Here is a 16,912-nt window from a genome sequence, read left to right as displayed (position 1 = left end):
GTCTGCGAAAAATCGGCGGTAAACGCCCTCCATTTCACGGGTCGCGGCGGCGGCCGAGCGTCGGGCCGGCGGAGACGCCCGGGGCCGGTACGGACCGGCGCGCGACCGCCTCAGTCGAGTTGGGTGACCGCGATGGTCACGGACACGTCCTCGACGTCCCACGTCTCGACCGTCTCGCCCTCGGCCGACCCGAGGTCGAACTCGCGGGCGCGGACCTCCTCGGCGATGAGGTCGCTGTTCTCCGCGACGAAGCCGGCGACGCGCTCGTCGTCGACCGCGAGCGACACGTCGATTTCGGCCTCGACGTCGAGGTCGAGCTGTTTGCGCATCTCCTGAATCCGGCGGATGACGTCGCGGGCGTAGCCCTCGGACTCGATGTCGTCGGTGAGTTCGGTGTCCACGTAGACCGTGCCGCCCTCGAAGTCGGCACCGCTGACGTGTTCCGGCGGTTCCGCGCGGTACGAGACCATCTCGTCGGAGAGGTCGTACGTCTCGCCGTCGACCTCGACGCCCGACTCGACCTCGGCGCGCGAGCGCCCTTCGACGGCCTCCATGATTTTCTGGGCGTCAGCGCCGAACTCCGGCCCGATGACGCTCATCTGCGGTTCGGCAGTCTCGACGAGTTCGTCGAAGACCTCGACGACCTGCACGTCGCGGGTGTTCACGCGCTCCGCGAGGAGGTCCGAGAGGGCGTCGACCGCCTCGGCGACGGCGTCGTCGTCGGACTCGACCACGATGCGCGAGACGGGCCAGCGGAGTTTGCGGCCGCCGAGTTGGCGGGCGTGCGCCGCGGCCTCCTCCACGTCGCGGAGGACGGCCATGTTGGCCTCCAGTTCCTCGTCGCGGCGCTCCTCGTCGGCCTCGGGGTACGACAGCATGTGGACGGACGTCGCAGAGCCGTCGAGCCGCTGGTACATCCGCTCGGCCATGTAGGGCGCGTAGGGCGCGATGAGTCGGATGGACTCCGAGAGCACCGTCGAGAGCGTGGCGTACGCGCCGAGCTTCGACGCCGAGTCCTCCTCGTCCCACATGCGCTCGCGGATGGCCTTCACGTAGAACCGCGAGACGTCCTTCGTGATGAAGTCGAGAAGGGCGTTGAGCGCGGTGGAGACCTCGTAGTCGTCCCACGCGTCGGCCATCTCGGCTTCGACGGTCTGGAGCCGCGAGAGCACCCACTCGTCGACGACGGTGAGTTCGCCCTCCGAGAGGTCGGCCTCGGCGGGGTCGTAGCCGTCGAGGTCCATGTACGGAAGCGGGAAGCGGAAGACGTTCCAGAAGATGTTGAGCGTCGACTGGGTGTCGGCGAGGCCGTCCCACTCGAACGAGAGGTCGACGCCCTGCTGGTCGTGGCTGAGGAGGTACGCGCGAAGCGGGTCGCGGCCGGCGCGGTCGATGGCCTCCTCGGGCGTCACGATGTTGCCGACGGACTTCGACATCTTGCGGCCGTCCTTGTCGTTGGCGAAGCCGTGCATGATGACCTCCTTGTACGGCGACTCGCCGGTCGCGGCGGTGCCCATGCCGAGTTGCGACCAGAACCACCCGCGGGTCTGGTCGTGCGCCTCGATGATGAGGTCGGCGGGCCACAGTTCCTCGTACGCCTCCGTCTCGCCGGGGAAGTCGAGGGTGCCCCACGTGGCGACCGAGGAGTCTATCCACACGTCGAACACGTCGGGGACGCGCTCGTAGGTCACGCCGTCTTCGGTGATGGTGATGGGGTCCACCGAGGGCCGGTGGAGGTCGACCGTCTCGGGGTCGATATCCTGGTCGGCGCGCTCGGCGAGTTCCTCGCGGGTGCCGACGACAATCATCTCCTGTGCGCCCTCGGCGTCCGGGTCGCTCGGGACCCAGATGGGAAGCGGGATGCCCCAGTAGCGCTGGCGGGAGACGTTCCAGTCGGGCGCGTCGCTCACGAAGTCGCGGAAGCGGTTGTCGCGGGCCCACTGCGGGTGCCACTCGGACTCCTCGATGTTGTCGAGAAGCTGGTCTTTGACGTCCGTGACCGTGATGAACCACTGGTCGGTGGCGAGGAAGATGATGTCCGTGTCACAGCGCCAACAGTGGCCGTAGCGGTGGTCGTGCTCGCCGGCGTGGAGCAGGTGGCCGAGTTCGTCGAGGTCCTCGATGACCTCCGGGTTGGCGTCGCGGACGAACGTGCCCGCGTAGTCGCCGCCCTGCTCCGTGAACTCGCCTTTGTCGTCCACGGGGACGAACACGTCGAGTCCGAGTTCCTGCCCGCGGGCGAAGTCCTCCTGCCCGTGGCCGGGCGCGGAGTGGACGAGGCCCGTGCGGTCGGCCTCGACGTAGTCGGCGGTGTACACCTGTCCAGCACCCTCGAAGTCGGCGTACTCGGCGACGACGCCGGCGAGCGGGTGGTCGTACTCCCAGCCGACCATCTCCTCGCCCGTGACCTCCGAGAGGACCTCGTAGTCCTCGTAGCGGCCCTTCTTCAGGACCTCCTCGACGCAGGGTTCGGCGAGGTAGAGAACCTCGCTCTCGCCGTCCTTCTCGGCGCGGACCTCCTGATACGTCATCTCGCCGTCGACGGCGACGAACGTGTTCGCGGGGATGGTCCACGGCGTCGTCGTCCAGATGACGAGGTTGCCCTCGCGGCCCTTCAGCGGGAACTTGACGTAGATGGACGGCGAGGTGATTTCGTCGTACTCGACCTCGTTGGCCGCGATGGCGGTCTGACAGCGCGGGCAGTAGTTGACGCTGCGCTTGCCCTGTTCGACGAGTCCGTTTTCGGCGACCTTCGAGAAGGCCCACCACGCGGACTCCATGTACTCGGGCGAGAGCGTCTGGTAGGGGTTGTCCCAGTCCATCCACGCGCCGATGGACTGGAAGTCCTCGTCCATCGCCTCGCGGTTGCGGACGGCGAACTCCTTGCATTTCTGGATGAACTGCTCCATGCCGAACTCCTCGATGTCGCGCTTCGAGGTGAAGCCGAGTTCCTCTTCGACTTTGACCTCGATGGGGAGGCCGTGCATGTCGTAGCCGGGGCGGTCCGTGACCTGATGCCCCGTCATGCGCTTGTGCCGGATGACGGCGTCCTTCAGCGTCTTGTTCCACGCCGTGCCGAGGTGCATCTGGCCGGAGGTGTACGGCGGGCCGTCGACGAAGAAGAACGACGGGTCGTCGGCGTGTGCCTCCTTCGTCGCCTCGTAGGCGTCGTTCTCGTCCCAGTACTCGCCGACGACGGACTCCACGTCCGACGGCGTGTACTGGTCTGCGATGTCTTCCATACCCCGTCCTTCTCGCGGATATATATCAAAACGGCGGGTCTGGTCCGCGTCGGTCGGCCGTTCCGCCGGGTCCGACTCAGACACGGGAGACCCTCCGCTGTCGATGGTCTACTGGTCGCTGTCGATACGCCTGTCGGGTGGGGAGAGTGTGTCGCTCCATGTTGGGTTCCGGTGGTCGCGGTCACCGGACGGGAGACCGCTGTCGCTCGGAGGTCGATACGGACGGGGGTCGAGGATGAGAGAAGTGCGAGGCTACTGCCCCGCGATAATGGGCGACGGGGCGACGACCGAGCGTCGGAACTGGCCGACCGCGGGCGGACGGCGCGAACTCCGGTGCCGTCGCATGCTATCCGAGAGCAGTCCCGCGAGAAGTATAACGCTTACTCCGCGGCCGACGGCGACGCGGACGACGACGCCGAGGGACCCGACGGGACTCCGACGCTACCGGTCCGACCAACGGCCGACGCGGTGGGTGGCCACGACCGACTCGGCCGACGACCCGTGCGTGGTTCCGGACTCGTCGTCGCGCTCGAACACCCGGAGCGTGGCGTCCGTCGGAGTCGCACCCCTCGCGACGTCGAACGTCGAGAGGTGAGTGCAGACGAGCGTGTCGGCATCCACCTCGAACGCATCGGGGTCGGCCGGCGGCGACCGCCGAATCGGGATGTCGGCGTCGCGCCACCCGGACCACGACGGCGACAATCCGACGTTGTAGAACGCGGCGTCTTCGCGGGCCATTCGGACCTCGAACAGGAGGACGAACGAGTCGCCGTCGACCTCCAGTAGGTCGTTCGAGTACTGCCCCTGCATCGCGCGGTCGGTGAACACGTCCCGCTGGTCGGCCGGCGGGTCCGAAAAGAGCCACCCGCGGAAGTCGGCGTCGTCGGGGAACGACCCTTTCACGTACCGCTCGTCGGTCGGGTGGAGCTGCGAGTGGCCGGTGTCGGCGCGGATTCGACCGCTGGCGGTTCGTCGGGCGTCGGCGAGACAGCCCGAGAGGCCGGCAAGCGAGAGCGCGGCGGCGCTCGAAAGGAGGGCTCGGCGGTGCATGCAAGGAGGCTCGGGGCCCTCCGGGTTAACGTTTAATCCCACGTGACCCACAGGAGGACCGCCAGCGCGATCGCTTGGAGGACGTGGATTCCCATTAACACCCGCCACGCCGCGGCGGGGACGGCCGCGGCGAACCAGACCGACAGCGTCGGGTCGACGAGGTAGTAGTAGAGCGCGAAGAGGCTCTGTGCGAGGAGGAACGCGCCGAAGACGACCAACCCGAGCGCGTGTTTCGACCGGAACAGCAGGTAGTTCCGCCCCCAGACGGCGAGCATGACGACGAGGAACACGACGCTCGCGCCGAGCGAGAACCGCGCGGCGTCGACCCAGACGCTCATGGCCGCCGCTGTTCGCGGGGCGGTTCACGTCGCCGGGTTCGTGTCGTCGTCATTCGTTCAGATGGGGTCTCCTGGAGGCGGTGTCGAGTCGGGGGCGCTCGCAGGCCGGTCGGGCCGGTCTACGGTCAGTTGTCCGCGACGACGCTGAGGTCGAACGCGGCGTCTGCCGGCTCGTCGTCGGGCGTCAGGTAGCCGAGCGCGATTGCGGTGTAGGCGCGGCCGCTCTCGACCGCGACGTCGAACTCGGCGACCACGTCGCCGTCGTTCGACTCCGTGTCGCCCCGAATCTGGAGCGTGTAGTCCCCGGCGGGGACCTCGACGGTCGCGGCGTCGCCGAAGGCCGCGCCGTCGACGAGAGCGTCCCCGGAGCCCGCGACGGTCACGTCGACGGCGGGCGCGTCCGGCGAGGCGTGAAGCACCCGGACGCGGGCCGCGTCGTCAGCGGGGGCCGAGCGGTCGTCTTCGAGGAGCGAGACGGCGAAGCCGTTCTCGGCCGCCGAGTCGAGTTCGCCGAGCGCCGCGGCGGTGTACGCGCCGGCCGCGAGGTCGAGCATCTCGTCGAAGACGACCGTGTCGGGCGCGTCGGTCGCGCGAATCGTCACCTGGTGCGACCCGGCGGTCAACGCGAGGTAGTCGCTGACCGCGCCGAACGGCACGTCCGAGAGCGCGACCGCGCCGTCGACGAGCACGTCGACGTTCGGCGCGTCCGGCGAGAGGTGCGCGGCGCGGAGCGACACGTCGCGCTGGACGAGCCCGCCGCCGCCGGACCCGGCGTCGACGACCGCGACGGGCCGGAAGCCCGCGTCGGTCGGCTCGTCGTCGGGCGTCAGGTAGCCCGCCGCGAACACTGTGTAGACGGTGCCGCCGGCGAGTTCGACGTCGAACTCGGCGACCGCGTCGCCGTCGTTCGACTCGGTGTCGCCCCGGACCTGAAGTGCGTAGGTGTCGGCCGGCACCTCGACGCTCCCGGACTGGGTGAAGGAGACGCCGTCGAAAAGCACCGTGTCGCCGGCAGTCACGTCGACCGCGGGCGCGTCCGGCGAGGCGTGGACCACGCGGACCCGAGCCGTGTCGTCGGCCGGGAGCGACACGTCGTCTTCGAGGACGAGCGGTTCGAACGTCTCTTCGGTGAGTTCGCCGACCGCGGCGACGGTGTAGGTCGCCTCGGCGACGTCGAGGTCGCCCTCGAAGGCGACGGTTGACTCGTCGCCGGCGGCGGTCACCTTCACCGTCCGGGTTCCGACGGGAACCGAGAGGTAATCGCTGACCGCGCCGAACGGCACGTCCGAGAGCGCGACCGAGTCGTCGACGTACACGTCGACGTTCGGCGCGTCCGGCGAGAGATGCGCCACGCGGAGCATCGCCGTCTCGGGTTCCGGCGTGGGCGTCGGGGTCGGCGTCGGCGTGGGGGTCGACGTCGTGGTCGTCTCGGTCTCGTCGTCGGCCGTGCCGCCGCCCATGCACCCTGCGAGTCCGCCCGCGATGGCGACGCCACCGAATCCACGGAGTACGTCGCGTCGTTTCATGTTCGTCATAGCGACGAGAGATGAGAGCGACGGTCGGAATATCACCGTTTTCCCAAATCTCGCCACAATGTGTCCATAAATACATACATTGTACGATAATATCACGATATAAAGACTATTCTCGGAGGGATTTCGGAACAGGGCTCGCGAGACGACGAGCCGAGGAAGAACGACGGTCGGGACGGAATCGACGGCCTCAGAAGTCCGGCAGGTCGTCGGGCGCTTCGTACTCGGACTCCCAGTCGATGTAGTCGTCTTTGAGCACGTCGCACACGTCCTGTCCGAGTTCGGTGAGGCCGGCGTTGATAGACGACACCTCGCCCCACGAGGTCAGGTCGGGGTGGAGTTCGCGCTCCTTCCAGTCCTCGGGGATTCCGGGGGCGTGGTAGCCGACGCGGTCGGCGAAGTCGTCCCAGAAGAAGTCGAAGTGGGTGAGGAGGTCGAGGTCGAGGACGACCTCCCACTGCGCCTCGGTGACGGGCGTCTCGGCGGCCCACGCCTCGAAGGCGTCGGCCCACGCGCCGGCTTCGAGGAACTCCTCCAACTCGGCGCGCTTGAAGTCGGCGTCGGCCGCCACCTGCGCGTCGTCGTACTGGTTCGGGTCCACCGTCGGGAGCGACGGCGGGTCCGGGACGGGAACGTCGAGCATGGTCGCCAGTCGGTCGCCGCCGGGGAAAAGGGTTCGGCGCCGGGTTTCTCAGTTCTCCATGCGCTCGATGACGGATTCGAGCTGGTCGGCGCGGGCGGCGACCGCCTCGGCGCGGAGCTCAGATTCCTCGTCGGTCTCGCAGACGAGTCGGGGCACGGGCGTCGGCTTCCCGTCGTCGTCGAGCGCGACGAACGTCAGGAACGACGTGGTCGTCTTCCGTAGCTCGTCGGTCTTCGGGTTCTCGGCGTGCACGTCGACTTTCACGTCCACGCTGGTCCGGCCGACGTTGAACACGTACGCCTCGATGACGGCCACCTCGCCGAGGTCGATGGGGCCGATGAAGTCGACGTGGTCCATCGACGCGGTGACGCACTGGCGGTTCGAAAACCGCATCGCCGCGATGGCCCCGCAGATGTCCATCCAGTGGAGGACCGCGCCACCGAGGGCTCGCCCGAGGTTGTTGGTGTCGTTCGGCAGGAGGAGTTCGGTCATCTCGGTGCGCGACTCTTCGAGCGTCGCGGTGGGTTCGCTCATGCGAGCAGGGTCACGCTGAGGGGGCTTGAAATCGTGGGGCGCGGCGGCGACGCCCCCGGTTCACTCGTCGAAGTCGGCGTCGAACGCCTCGGGCGACTGCCCGGCGGCGTCGAGCACCTCGTCGGAGACGAGAATCGGGCAGTCCACGCGGATGGCGAGGGCGATGGCGTCGCTCGGGCGCGCGTCGAAGACGACCGACCGCGCCTCGCCGTCGTGGTAGCGCTCGGCGTCGACCTTGGCGAGGAACGTGCCGTTCGAGAGGTCGTCGATGCGGATGCTGTCGATTGCCCCGCCGAACTCCGTCACCATCTCGACCAGGAGGTCGTGGGTCAGCGGGCGCTCGAACTGCTCGCCGGAGAGACCGAGTTGGATGGCCTGAGCCTGGTCCGACGTGATGACGATGGGCAGGAACTCGTCGCGCGCTTCGAGGACGACCGCCGGGACGTTCGAGCCGTCTTCGCCGACGCCGACCCCGATACCGCGGACCACGGCACGGTGTTTCATGCTATGCTGTAGTTGGGCGGAGTACGAATAGTTACCCCAGCGCGGTCGCCGACCCGGTCGCCGTCGACTCCCGCGGGGCCTCACCGCCGGGCGAGCTGGACGGCCGCGATGACGAGCAGGATGACGAGACCGCCGGCGAAGAAGGCGAGTCCCGGCGGAATCCCCTGCGCCGCCGCGGGCGCGGCCTCCGCGGCCATCGTCGAGACCGCCCCGGCGTCGGCGGATTCGGCGGCACCGCCGGCACCGCCGAGGACGCCGAGCCCGCGGGTGGCGACCCACTGGACGAGCGCCGAGAGCAGACCCAACACGGCGACGCCGCCGAGCAGGCTCGTCAGCATGGACGCGAGACCCGTCCGCGTCTCCTCGCCGGCGGCGACGACGACAAGCGGCCTGTCGGCGGGGGCGTACACCTTCATCTCGCGGCCCTTCTCGGAGTAGACGGTGTCGACCACCTCGACGAGGCCCGCGTCGTCGAGCTTTCGGAGGTGGTACTGCACGTTCTGGAGCGACGTGTCGACGCGCTCTGCGAGTTCCGCGGCGTTCGTCGGCTCCTCGTGGAGCGCGGCGAGCACGCGGCGGGCCGTCTCAGACGAGAGCGCTGACAGGAGGTCCGACGCCTCGTCGTCTTCGAGTCCGATGACCCGCGGCGAGGACTCGTCCGCGGCGGAGGTGTCGGGGGTGGAGGGCAACAAACCGGCCATACGGGGGGTACTCCGCCGGAGGATACAAACCTGTTGTCCCGCCGCCCGGAGAACCGCCGGCGCTCAGACGCCCCCGCCGACCACGAGGACGCGCAGGTCGTTGACGTTCGTCCCCGTCGCGCCGGACTCGACGAGCGCGCCGGCCTCCCGGAGCACCGGGAGCGCGTCGTTTCTCGCCAGCGCGGCGCGGGCGTCGCCGGCGTCGACCGACGACGAGTCAACGATCGCGCCCGCGACGTCGGTCCCGCCGTCTTTCCCGTCGCTGTCGATGCTGGCGAGGACGGCCGCTTCGGGGAGTTCCGCGGCGGCCGCGAGGCAGAATTCGAGGTTCGGCCCGCCGTCGCCGTCGCCGCGGACCGTCACGGTGCACTCGCCGCCCGAGAGGACCACGGCGGGCGCGGGAATCGGGTTCCCGGTGGCGAGCGCCTCCTCCGCGACGGCGACGTGGGTCTTCGCGGCCTCGCGCGCCTCGCCGCGAACGCGAGACGAGAGGACGAGCGGGTCGTAACCGCGTTCGTCGGCCACCTCGCGGGCGACGTCGAGCGCGGTGAACGTGTCCGCGAGGACGTGGTTCGTCACGCGGTCGAACACCGGGTCACCGGGCTTCGGCGTCTCTGGAATATCGCCAGCCGAACCGCGGGCGAGTCGGGTTCGGACCGACTTCGGCACGTCGAGGTCGAAGCGGTCCAGCACGTCGAGGGCGTCGTCGTAGGTCGTCTCGTCGGGCGCGGTCGGGCCGGAGGCGATGACGCCGAGGTCGTTTCCGACCACGTCCGAGAGCACGAGACCGACGACCGTCGCGGGCGCGGCGAGGCGCGCGAGACCGCCGCCTTTCAGCGTCGAGACGTGCTTTCGGACCGCGTTGAGGTCGTGAATCTCCGCGCCGCTTTCGAGCAGTCTGTCGGTCGTCTCCTGTAACTCGGCGAGCGAGACGCCCTCGGCCGGGGCCGGGAGGACCGCGCTCGCGCCGCCCGTGATGGCGGCGAGGACGAGCGTCCGGTCGTCGAGGTCCGTGAGGAGGTCAGCGAGCCGCCGGGTGCTCTCGACGCCGCGCGCGGAGGGGACCGGATGGTCGCCGGGCAGTCGCTCGATGCGTCCGTCGGGGCTCGGCGTCGGGTCGGGCGTCACCACGACGCCGCCGTCGATGCGGTCGCCGAGGACGGCTTCGAGGGCGTCTGCGACGCCGTTTCCGGCTTTACCCCCGCCGACGACGAGGATGCGGTCGTAGGCGGTCAGGTCGTACGCGGCGTCCGCGACGGTCAGCGTGTCGCCGTCGAGCGACACCGACTCGCGGACGACGCGGTCGGGAAGCACGGCCTCGACGCCGGCGCGGAGGCAGTCGATGGCCGTCTCGTGTGCGGGCGTCGGGGTTCGCGCGTCGAACTCCTGCATAGTTCGTGGGGGATGCCGACACGGATAAAAACCGTGGGGCGGTAAACCCGGCGATGAACGATTCGTCGCCCGGCGAGGGTCACGTCCGCGTCGTCGGCACGGCCCACGTCTCGGCCGACAGCGTCAGAGAGGTCGAAGAGACCGTCAGAGAGGAGCGTCCGGACGTCGTCGCGGTCGAACTCGACGAGGGGCGCTACCGGCAGCTGAAAGGCGGAACGCCCGACGACATCGAAGCGCGCGACCTGCTTCGCGGCAACACTGTTTTCCAGTTTATCGCCTACTGGATGCTCTCGTACGTCCAGTCGCGGATGGGAGATAAGTTCGACGTGAAGCCCGGCGCGGACATGCTCGCGGCCGTCGAGACCGCCGAGGACGAGGGCCTCGACGTGGCGCTCGTCGACCGCGACATCCAGGTGACCATCCAGCGCTTCTGGCGGCGGATGGGCACGCTCGAAAAGATGCGCATGGCCGGCGACCTCCTGTTCGGGGTCGCCGACGCCCGCGGCATCGGTGCGGTGTTCGGCATCGCCGTCGGCGTCTTCCTCGGGCCGCTCGTCGGCCTGTTCGGGGGCGCGGTCGGCGTCACCGACCTCCTGTTGACGCGCACCGCCACCGCCGCGGTCCTCGGGGCCGCGGCCGCGTACATGCTCTACACTGTCGCCTCGTTCTCCCTCGACGGCGACGACGCGGTCCTCGCGGGCCTCGGCGGCGGCGCGGCGGTCGGCATCGTCGCCGGCTTCGGCCTCGGCCTCGGAACCGGTCTCGTCTCGGGCGTCCTCGGGAGCCTCGGCACCGCCATCGTCGGGAGCCTCGTCATCGGCATCCTCGCGGGCGTCGTCGTGGGCGTCACCGTCGGCGCGGTCCTGAACGTCTTCGGCCTGTTCGCGCCCGTCGAGGGCGACGCCGACTACGAGGAGTTCGACATGGCCGAGCTGACCGACGGCGACGTGGTGTCGGCGATGATGGAGGAGTTCCGCCGGTTCAGCCCCGGCGGCGCGGAGGCGCTCATCGACGAGCGCGACGCCTACATCGCCCACCAGCTCGTCGCGCTCCGGCAGTCAGGCCGCCACGTCGTCGCCGTCGTCGGTGCGGGCCACCGCGAGGGCATCGAGAACTACCTCGAACACCCCGAGACGCTCCCGCCGATGGAATCGCTCGTCGGCGTCGCCGAAAAGGACGGCTTCCCGTGGGGCAAACTGCTCGGCTTCGGCGTCACCGCCGTGTTCGTCGCCTTCTTCGTCCTCCTGGCGATGGCCGGCGTCGGCAACGAACGGCTCCTGACCATCTTCGGCGCGTGGTTCCTCATCAACGGCGTGTTCGCCGCCGCGCTCGCCAAGGTCGCCGGCGCGCGGTGGACCTCCGCCCTCGTCGGCGGCCTCGTCGCGTGGATGACCTCCATCAACCCGCTTCTCGCGCCCGGCTGGTTCACCGGCTACGTCGAACTCCGACACACGCCGGTCAACGTCGGCGACATCGGCAAACTGAACGAACTGCTCGCAGACGAGGATACGCCCATCGTCGACCTCGTCGGCCAGATGTTCGACGTGCCGCTGTTCAAGCTCATCATGGTCGTCGCCATGACGAACATTGGGAGCATCATCGCGAGCTTCCTCTTCGTCACCTACGTCATCCCCGCCATCGCCTCCGACCTCGGCGGCGTCGCGGGCGTGGCGAACCTGATGTTCGAGGGCGCGCACAACAGCGCCGACCTCATCTGGAGGTCCCTGACGTGAACGTCTCGTTTTCCTCGCGCGAACTCCGCGACCTGCTCGTCGCGTGGGTCGCGCTCGGCCTCGCCTTCGCCATCTTCTTCGCCGGCGGCGGCAACCGGACGCTCCAACTGCTGACGAGCGGGTCGTTCGGCCTCGCGCTCGTCGTGAGCCTCCTGACGGCCGGCGTGGGCTTTCTCCTCCACGAGGTCGCCCACAAGGTCGTCGCCGTCAGGTTCAATCAGGTCGCCGAGTTCCGCGCCGATTACGGCATGCTCGCCATCGCCATCATGAGCGCGCTCGTCGGGTTCATCTTCGCCGCGCCCGGCGCGGTCTACCACCGCGGCGTGCTCACGGAGCGCGAACACGGTCTCATCGCCCTCGCCGGGCCGGTGACGAACCTCTTGCTCCTCGTCGCCTTCGCGCCCGTACTCGTCGTCGGCGTCGCCGCCGGTTCCGACGTGGTCCAACTCGTCGGCGCGCGCGGGCTCATCATCAACGCCTTCCTCGCGGCGTTCAACATGCTCCCGTTCGGCTCGCTCGACGGAAAGACGGTCCAGTCGTGGAGCACGCCGGTGTTCGCCGGCGTGCTCGTCCTGTCGATTCTCCTCACCGTCGGCCTGTTCCTGTTCGTCGGGTTCTGACCCGACGACGGGGGGTTAGGACGACCCCAACCGCTCGATTTCTGGTTCGTTTCGGTCTCGAAGCCGCGAGCGACTGCTCGATTCTCACAGGGACGAACGGAGGCAAAAGGGGCCGCGAAGGCGGGGTCCGGCCGGGTCGTCGAGGTCGGAGTCCGGGGGGAGGAAAGCGGAGGGTCGGTCGGCACGTCGAGGCCGGGTTCGAGCGGCGGGTCGGTCGGGTTGAGGTTGGATTGGGGGCTGCTGTCAGGTTGGGTTGGGTTGGGTAGCGAGCGGTTCGCGGTCGGGCGGGGGGTGCAGACGTACGCTTCGCGGGGAGAGCGTCGGCGGGGACCGAGACGAATCCGGGTTGGTCGTACGCGTCGGGGGACCGCAGTTACTGCTGGCCGTGGTCGCGCCCGAGGACGAGCGCGACGGCGTGGAGGGCGATGAGCCCGGCGAAGAGAGGGATTTCGCCGGCGCTCAGACCGCCGCTGAGGACGGGCAGGTACGCGAGGGGCAGCGCGACTGCCGACCAGAACGCGACGGTTTCGACGGGGGCGTACGCGAGGCGGCCGACGGTCGATGCGAGGTCGAGCGCGATCGAGTCGTTCGTGGAGGGGATTCCGGACATCGTCACTTCTGCATACGACGGGGACCATAATATAAGGGGTCGAGCGTTACCGTGAATTCGGGTCCTTTTTCGACCGTTCAGGGCCGGGTTACGGAAGACATTCTTCTTTCGTAACGTTTTACGAACCGCTCAGACCGGCCGAGAAAGTTTATACACTCCTTTCGTGCTTTTTCGCAAATGTTGCGAAAGCTATTGATTATTCGATAACATCGGCTCGGAAGCCGACGATTAGGAGGGTCGTAGCGGGGGGCGTCCCGGAGCGCGCGCGGCCGACAGGAGGTGGGTAACCGAACGGGCGACGCCGGTCCATCGTGCCTCCGTCGTCGGCCGGACCGCCGGCGAACGCTCACCTATGCGAGAACGTGTATGATTCGTACCCTGTGATTTTATATTTCGGCCTATCTCGTACACGAACATGACGAACGACGACTCCGACGGGATGACCTACGCCGACGCGGGCGTCGACATCGAGGCGAGCGAGGCCGCGACCGCCGCGCTCGTCGCGCAGGTCGGCGGCGGGTCGGGCGACTACGCCGGCCTGCTCGACATCGGCGACCGTTACCTCGGACTCGCCACCGACGGCGTCGGCACTAAACTGCTCGTCGCCGAGGCGCTCGGCGATTACTCGACGGTCGGCATCGACTGCATCGCCATGAACGCCAACGACCTCGTCGCGGCCGGCGTCCGGCCCGTCGCGTTCGTGGACTACCTCGCGGTCGACGCCCCAGACGAGAGCTTCGCCGAGCAGGTCGGTCAGGGCCTCGCCGCGGGTGCCGAAGAAGCGGACATCGAACTCGTCGGCGGCGAGACGGCGGTCATGCCGGAGGTCATCAACGGCCTCGACCTCGCGGGCACCTGCGCCGGACTGGCGAAGAAAGACGCCATCTTCCCCGGCGAGGCCGAGGAGGGCGACGCGCTCGTCGGATTCCCGTCGTCGGGCATCCACTCGAACGGCCTCACGCTCGCCCGCAAGGCCGCAACGGCCGACGGCGACTACGACGACGCGTGGGACGGCGACGACTACGATACCGTCGGCGAGGCGCTCCTCGAACCGACGCGGCTCTACACCTACCTGCTGGACGACCTGCGCGCGGCCGAGACCAACGCGGCGGCCCACGTCACCGGCGGCGGCTGGACCAACCTCGAACGCATGGGCGAGTTCCGCTACGTCGTCGACGACGCCTTCGACCCCCAGCCGGTGTTCGAGTTCGTCCAGGAACGCGGCGGCGTCTCCGACGAGGAGATGCACACGACGTTCAACATGGGCACCGGCTTCGTCGCCGCCGTCCCCGAGGCGAACGCCGAGGCGCTGGTCGAAGCCACGGACGGTCGCGTCATCGGCCGCGTCGAGGCTGGCGAGGGCGTCTCGATTCGCGGCCTCGACCTCTGAGGCCGGACCGAGCGCCGAATCGAACTGTTCGATTAGAAGCACTATTTTACCGACGTTCGCCATAGTGGAGGTGTGACTTCACCGCCACCGACACCGAGCGGCCTCCCGCTCGTGGGGCACACCGTCGGCTTCGCGGCCGACCCGTTCGGCTTCGTCGCCGACCTCCTCGCGGACCACGGCGTCGAGGACGCGGTCGGACTGGACGTGGTGGGGATGGACGACCTGTACGTCCTCGCACACCCCGACCACTTCGAGCGGGCGTTCGTGACCGACCGCGACTCCATCGTCAAGGGCGGCGAGTTCGAGGCCGCCTTCGGCGACGCCGTCATCGCCGCCGAGGGGGACGAGTGGCGGCGACAGCGCGACGAGCTAGAGCCCTTCTTCCGCTGGGAGCGGGTCGACGACTACGCACCCGTGATGCGCCGGCAGGTCGAGCGCCGCCTGCGGACGTGGCCCGACTCGGGGACGCTGTCGCTCGAATCCGAGATGAAGGCGGTCACCCTGGACATCATCTTTGCCACCATCCTCGGACGGGAACTCGACCTCGACGGCGACGTGCGGATTCGGTCGGCCGCCGACGGTCTCAACGGCCGCTTCGCGCCCGCGTCGTGGGTGTTGCCGTCGTGGGTACCGACGCCGAGCCGACGCCGGTTCGACCGGGCCGACCGCGTCCTCCGCGAGGAGGTCCGCGAACTGGTCGAGACCGCCGACGAGGGGAGCCTCACGCGCCACCTCGCCGACGCGCTCGGAACCGACGCAGACTACCCGGCGACCGTCGAGTCGCTTGAGAACCAGCTCGTGGGCATGATTTTCGCCGGCCACGAGACGACCGCGCTCGCGCTCACCTACGCGCTGTACCTGCTCGCGACCCATCCCGACGCCCGGGGACGAGCCGTCGCCGAAGTCGACCGCGTCGTCGGCGACGGCCCCGTGACCGCCGACGCGACCGGGGAGCTCCCGGTGCTCGAACGCGTCATCAAGGAGACGCTCAGGCTCTATCCGCCGGTCCACACGCTCCCGCGGGAGACCGCGAAACCGTTTCCGACCGGCGACCGGGTCATCCCGGCGGGCACGGACATCCACCTCTCTGTCATCCGCATCCACCGCGACGAGCGGTGGTACGATGCCCCCCTCGCGTTCCGGCCCGGACGATGGGACGGCGACACCGACCGCCCCGCCTACGCCTACCTCCCCTTCGGGGCCGGGCCGCGGAGCTGTCTCGGCCGGGCGTTCGCGCTCACGGAGGCGAAAATCGTGCTCGCGACCGTGCTCCGCGACTTCGACCTCGACTGGGCCGGCGACGGAGAGTTAGCAATCACGCCCGAGATGACGACCCAGCCGAAGGGCGAGACGCCCCTCGTCGTCCGGCGGCGCTGACTCCGAGCGGCGTCGTCGGGGAACCGCCGTCGTTTCGGGGTCGGCTCAGATGTGGGCCGCGATGTCGGCCTCGGTGATGATGCCGACCGTCTCGCCGCTCTCGACGACGATGATTGCCGAGTTGTGGTCGAGGTAGACGCCGATTTCGTCCAGCGTCGTCTCGGGTTCGACCGTCGTGACGCCCTCTGACATGACCTCGTTGACCGGACGGTCGGTGACGTCGTCCTCCTGAACGTGACGGATGTCGGCGTTCGAGATGATGCCCAGCGGGCGGCCGTTCTCGATGACGGGCAACTGCGAGAAGCCGGCGTCGAGCATGATGTCGCGCGCCTCGCGGACGGAGTTGTCGGGGGCGACGCTCCGGACGGTCGTGTTCATGATGTCCTCCGCGCGCACGATGCGCCCTTCGGCCTCGTCCAGCGCCTCGACGATGCGCCGGAGCGTCGAGAGCCGCGGGTCGACGTCGCCGCCCTCGATGCGGGCGATGAGCGGCTGGGAGACCCCGGCCATGTCGGCGAGTTTGCTCTGCGTCAGTTCGAGGGAGTTCCGCCGTTCCCTGAGGTCTTGGGGCGTGGGAAGTTCCATGACGGGGGAATAACCCGTAGTTATGAAAAAGTGTTCCGGTCGCTCGCCTCGGGCGGTCGCCCCGAGTTCGGTGGTCGGCGGCGCGGTCCGATGCGGCCGGACGCGGCGGCGCGGTCCGATGCGGCCGGACGCGGCGGCGCGGTTACTGGTCTTCGTCGGAGTCGAACTCGCGGATGTCGATGACGTCGAGGGGGACGTCGCGGAGCGCGCCGCCGACCTCGCTTTTCGCGATGCGGGAGGCGTGCTTCTCGCCGTCCGCGTTGAAAATCTTGATTTCGAGGAGCAGGCCGACGAGCGCGGTGTTGGCCGCGATGAACGCGGAGTCGAACGGTTCGCCACAGGCGGGACAGGGCGTCGCGCCGACTTCGACCTCGACGTACTCCTTGTCCTTCTGGTTGAGTCGCTTGCCGGCCTCGCTGACCGCGACGCCGATGGCGTCGTCGATGTCCTCTACGTCCCGGACCAACCAGGCCGCCTCCATCGCGACGAGATAGTTGCTCATACACACGTTACGCGCCGGTGGGGTTTCGTGTCTTGTGGTTCGGGCGTCGGGGCGCGTGGGATTCACACGCCCGGCGCGCGAGCGGGCGTCCCGTCCGAACCCGCGACGCTCACGTCGTTCGACCGGAGCGCGCACGACTCGCGCATGCCACTGCGATTA

General features: G+C 68.9%; 16 protein-coding genes. 4 read left to right on the top strand and 12 right to left on the bottom strand.

The features are described 5' to 3' along the window. Positions 1-110: 110 nt before the first annotated feature. The 9 genes from ileS to BN996_RS06985 form a co-directional block, all read right to left on the bottom strand. A complete protein-coding gene (ileS, locus tag BN996_RS07025) occupies positions 111-3,242 on the bottom strand; it encodes an isoleucine--tRNA ligase (protein ID WP_089777809.1) in 3,132 nt (1,043 codons plus the stop codon). Between the two features lie 441 nt (positions 3,243-3,683). After that, positions 3,684-4,292 carry a hypothetical protein gene (locus BN996_RS07020; protein ID WP_089777807.1) on the bottom strand — a complete coding sequence of 203 codons (609 nt, stop codon included), beginning with the start codon at positions 4,290-4,292 and terminating at the stop codon, positions 3,684-3,686. A gap of 32 nt (positions 4,293-4,324) precedes the next feature. After that, entirely contained in the window at positions 4,325-4,630 is a 306-nt protein-coding gene (locus tag BN996_RS07015) for a DUF8036 family membrane protein (protein ID WP_089777805.1), read from the bottom strand. A gap of 125 nt (positions 4,631-4,755) precedes the next feature. Further along, on the bottom strand, positions 4,756-6,165 hold the full coding sequence (locus tag BN996_RS07010) for a DUF4397 domain-containing protein (protein ID WP_089777803.1): 1,410 nt from the start codon (positions 6,163-6,165) through the stop codon (positions 4,756-4,758). A 187-nt stretch (positions 6,166-6,352) separates the two neighbouring features. Continuing rightward, entirely contained in the window at positions 6,353-6,805 is a 453-nt protein-coding gene (locus BN996_RS07005) for a DUF7992 family protein (protein ID WP_089777801.1), read from the bottom strand. Positions 6,806-6,853: 48 nt separating this feature from the next. Continuing rightward, positions 6,854-7,339 (bottom strand): acyl-CoA thioesterase, encoded by a 486-nt coding sequence (locus tag BN996_RS07000; protein ID WP_089777799.1) that lies wholly within the window; start codon positions 7,337-7,339, stop codon positions 6,854-6,856. Positions 7,340-7,399: 60 nt separating this feature from the next. Then, complete coding sequence (locus BN996_RS06995; protein WP_004041429.1) at positions 7,400-7,843, bottom strand: bifunctional nuclease family protein; 444 nt, start codon at positions 7,841-7,843, stop codon at positions 7,400-7,402. A gap of 80 nt (positions 7,844-7,923) precedes the next feature. Further along, positions 7,924-8,544, bottom strand: coding sequence for an ArsR/SmtB family transcription factor (locus tag BN996_RS06990; RefSeq protein WP_089777798.1), 621 nt, complete (start codon positions 8,542-8,544; stop codon positions 7,924-7,926). 63 nt (positions 8,545-8,607) lie between these two features. Then, the gene (locus tag BN996_RS06985) at positions 8,608-9,936 is read right to left on the bottom strand and encodes a glycerate kinase type-2 family protein (protein ID WP_089777795.1); all 1,329 of its coding nucleotides are present in this window, start codon (positions 9,934-9,936) and stop codon (positions 8,608-8,610) included. 53 nt (positions 9,937-9,989) lie between these two features. On the opposite strand from BN996_RS06985, the gene BN996_RS06980 reads away from it, so the two are divergent. Together BN996_RS06980 and BN996_RS06975 are read left to right on the top strand one after the other, a co-directional pair. Continuing rightward, positions 9,990-11,669 carry a TraB/GumN family protein gene (locus BN996_RS06980; RefSeq protein ID WP_089777793.1) on the top strand — a complete coding sequence of 560 codons (1,680 nt, stop codon included), beginning with the start codon at positions 9,990-9,992 and terminating at the stop codon, positions 11,667-11,669. Beyond that, positions 11,666-12,289 (top strand): zinc metalloprotease, encoded by a 624-nt coding sequence (locus BN996_RS06975; RefSeq protein WP_089777791.1) that lies wholly within the window; start codon positions 11,666-11,668, stop codon positions 12,287-12,289. The genes BN996_RS06980 and BN996_RS06975 overlap by 4 nt, the downstream gene beginning before the upstream one ends. A gap of 373 nt (positions 12,290-12,662) precedes the next feature. On the opposite strand, the gene BN996_RS06970 is transcribed toward BN996_RS06975, so the two are convergent. Next, a complete protein-coding gene (locus BN996_RS06970; RefSeq protein WP_089777789.1) occupies positions 12,663-12,899 on the bottom strand; it encodes a DUF8028 family protein in 237 nt (78 codons plus the stop codon). Positions 12,900-13,314: 415 nt separating this feature from the next. On the opposite strand from BN996_RS06970, the gene purM reads away from it, so the two are divergent. Further along, positions 13,315-14,289, top strand: coding sequence for a phosphoribosylformylglycinamidine cyclo-ligase (gene purM, locus BN996_RS06965; RefSeq protein WP_089777787.1), 975 nt, complete (start codon positions 13,315-13,317; stop codon positions 14,287-14,289). 72 nt (positions 14,290-14,361) lie between these two features. After that, positions 14,362-15,666: a cytochrome P450 gene (locus BN996_RS06960; protein ID WP_089777785.1), complete on the top strand. Its 1,305-nt coding sequence runs from the start codon at positions 14,362-14,364 to the stop codon at positions 15,664-15,666. Positions 15,667-15,711: 45 nt separating this feature from the next. Here the strand turns inward: BN996_RS06960 and BN996_RS06955 are convergent, their stop codons facing one another. After that, entirely contained in the window at positions 15,712-16,251 is a 540-nt protein-coding gene (locus BN996_RS06955; RefSeq protein WP_004041437.1) for a CBS domain-containing protein, read from the bottom strand. Positions 16,252-16,393: 142 nt separating this feature from the next. Next, on the bottom strand, positions 16,394-16,753 hold the full coding sequence (locus BN996_RS06950) for a DUF555 domain-containing protein (RefSeq protein ID WP_004970698.1): 360 nt from the start codon (positions 16,751-16,753) through the stop codon (positions 16,394-16,396). Positions 16,754-16,912: the final 159 nt, after the last annotated feature.

It is taken from the genome of Haloferax massiliensis (assembly GCF_001368915.1).
GTDB classification, from domain to species: domain Archaea; phylum Halobacteriota; class Halobacteria; order Halobacteriales; family Haloferacaceae; genus Haloferax; species Haloferax massiliensis.
Note: the sequence above shows the minus strand (reverse complement) of the source record. Positions and strands in the feature narration are given on the sequence as shown.

Bases quoted from the DNA above. Each gene is read 5' to 3' on its own strand.
- ileS (WP_089777809.1), bottom strand. From the start codon at position 3,242: ATGGAAGACATCGCAGACCAGTACACGCCGTCGGACGTGGAGTCCGTC.
- BN996_RS07020 (WP_089777807.1), bottom strand. From the start codon at position 4,292: ATGCACCGCCGAGCCCTCCTTTCGAGCGCCGCCGCGCTCTCGCTTGCC.
- BN996_RS07015 (WP_089777805.1), bottom strand. From the start codon at position 4,630: ATGAGCGTCTGGGTCGACGCCGCGCGGTTCTCGCTCGGCGCGAGCGTC.
- BN996_RS07010 (WP_089777803.1), bottom strand. From the start codon at position 6,165: ATGACGAACATGAAACGACGCGACGTACTCCGTGGATTCGGTGGCGTC.
- BN996_RS07005 (WP_089777801.1), bottom strand. From the start codon at position 6,805: ATGCTCGACGTTCCCGTCCCGGACCCGCCGTCGCTCCCGACGGTGGAC.
- BN996_RS07000 (WP_089777799.1), bottom strand. From the start codon at position 7,339: ATGAGCGAACCCACCGCGACGCTCGAAGAGTCGCGCACCGAGATGACC.
- BN996_RS06995 (WP_004041429.1), bottom strand. From the start codon at position 7,843: ATGAAACACCGTGCCGTGGTCCGCGGTATCGGGGTCGGCGTCGGCGAA.
- BN996_RS06990 (WP_089777798.1), bottom strand. From the start codon at position 8,544: ATGGCCGGTTTGTTGCCCTCCACCCCCGACACCTCCGCCGCGGACGAG.
- BN996_RS06985 (WP_089777795.1), bottom strand. From the start codon at position 9,936: ATGCAGGAGTTCGACGCGCGAACCCCGACGCCCGCACACGAGACGGCC.
- BN996_RS06980 (WP_089777793.1), top strand. From the start codon at position 9,990: ATGAACGATTCGTCGCCCGGCGAGGGTCACGTCCGCGTCGTCGGCACG.
- BN996_RS06970 (WP_089777789.1), bottom strand. From the start codon at position 12,899: ATGTCCGGAATCCCCTCCACGAACGACTCGATCGCGCTCGACCTCGCA.
- purM (WP_089777787.1), top strand. From the start codon at position 13,315: ATGACGAACGACGACTCCGACGGGATGACCTACGCCGACGCGGGCGTC.
- BN996_RS06955 (WP_004041437.1), bottom strand. From the start codon at position 16,251: ATGGAACTTCCCACGCCCCAAGACCTCAGGGAACGGCGGAACTCCCTC.
- BN996_RS06950 (WP_004970698.1), bottom strand. From the start codon at position 16,753: ATGAGCAACTATCTCGTCGCGATGGAGGCGGCCTGGTTGGTCCGGGAC.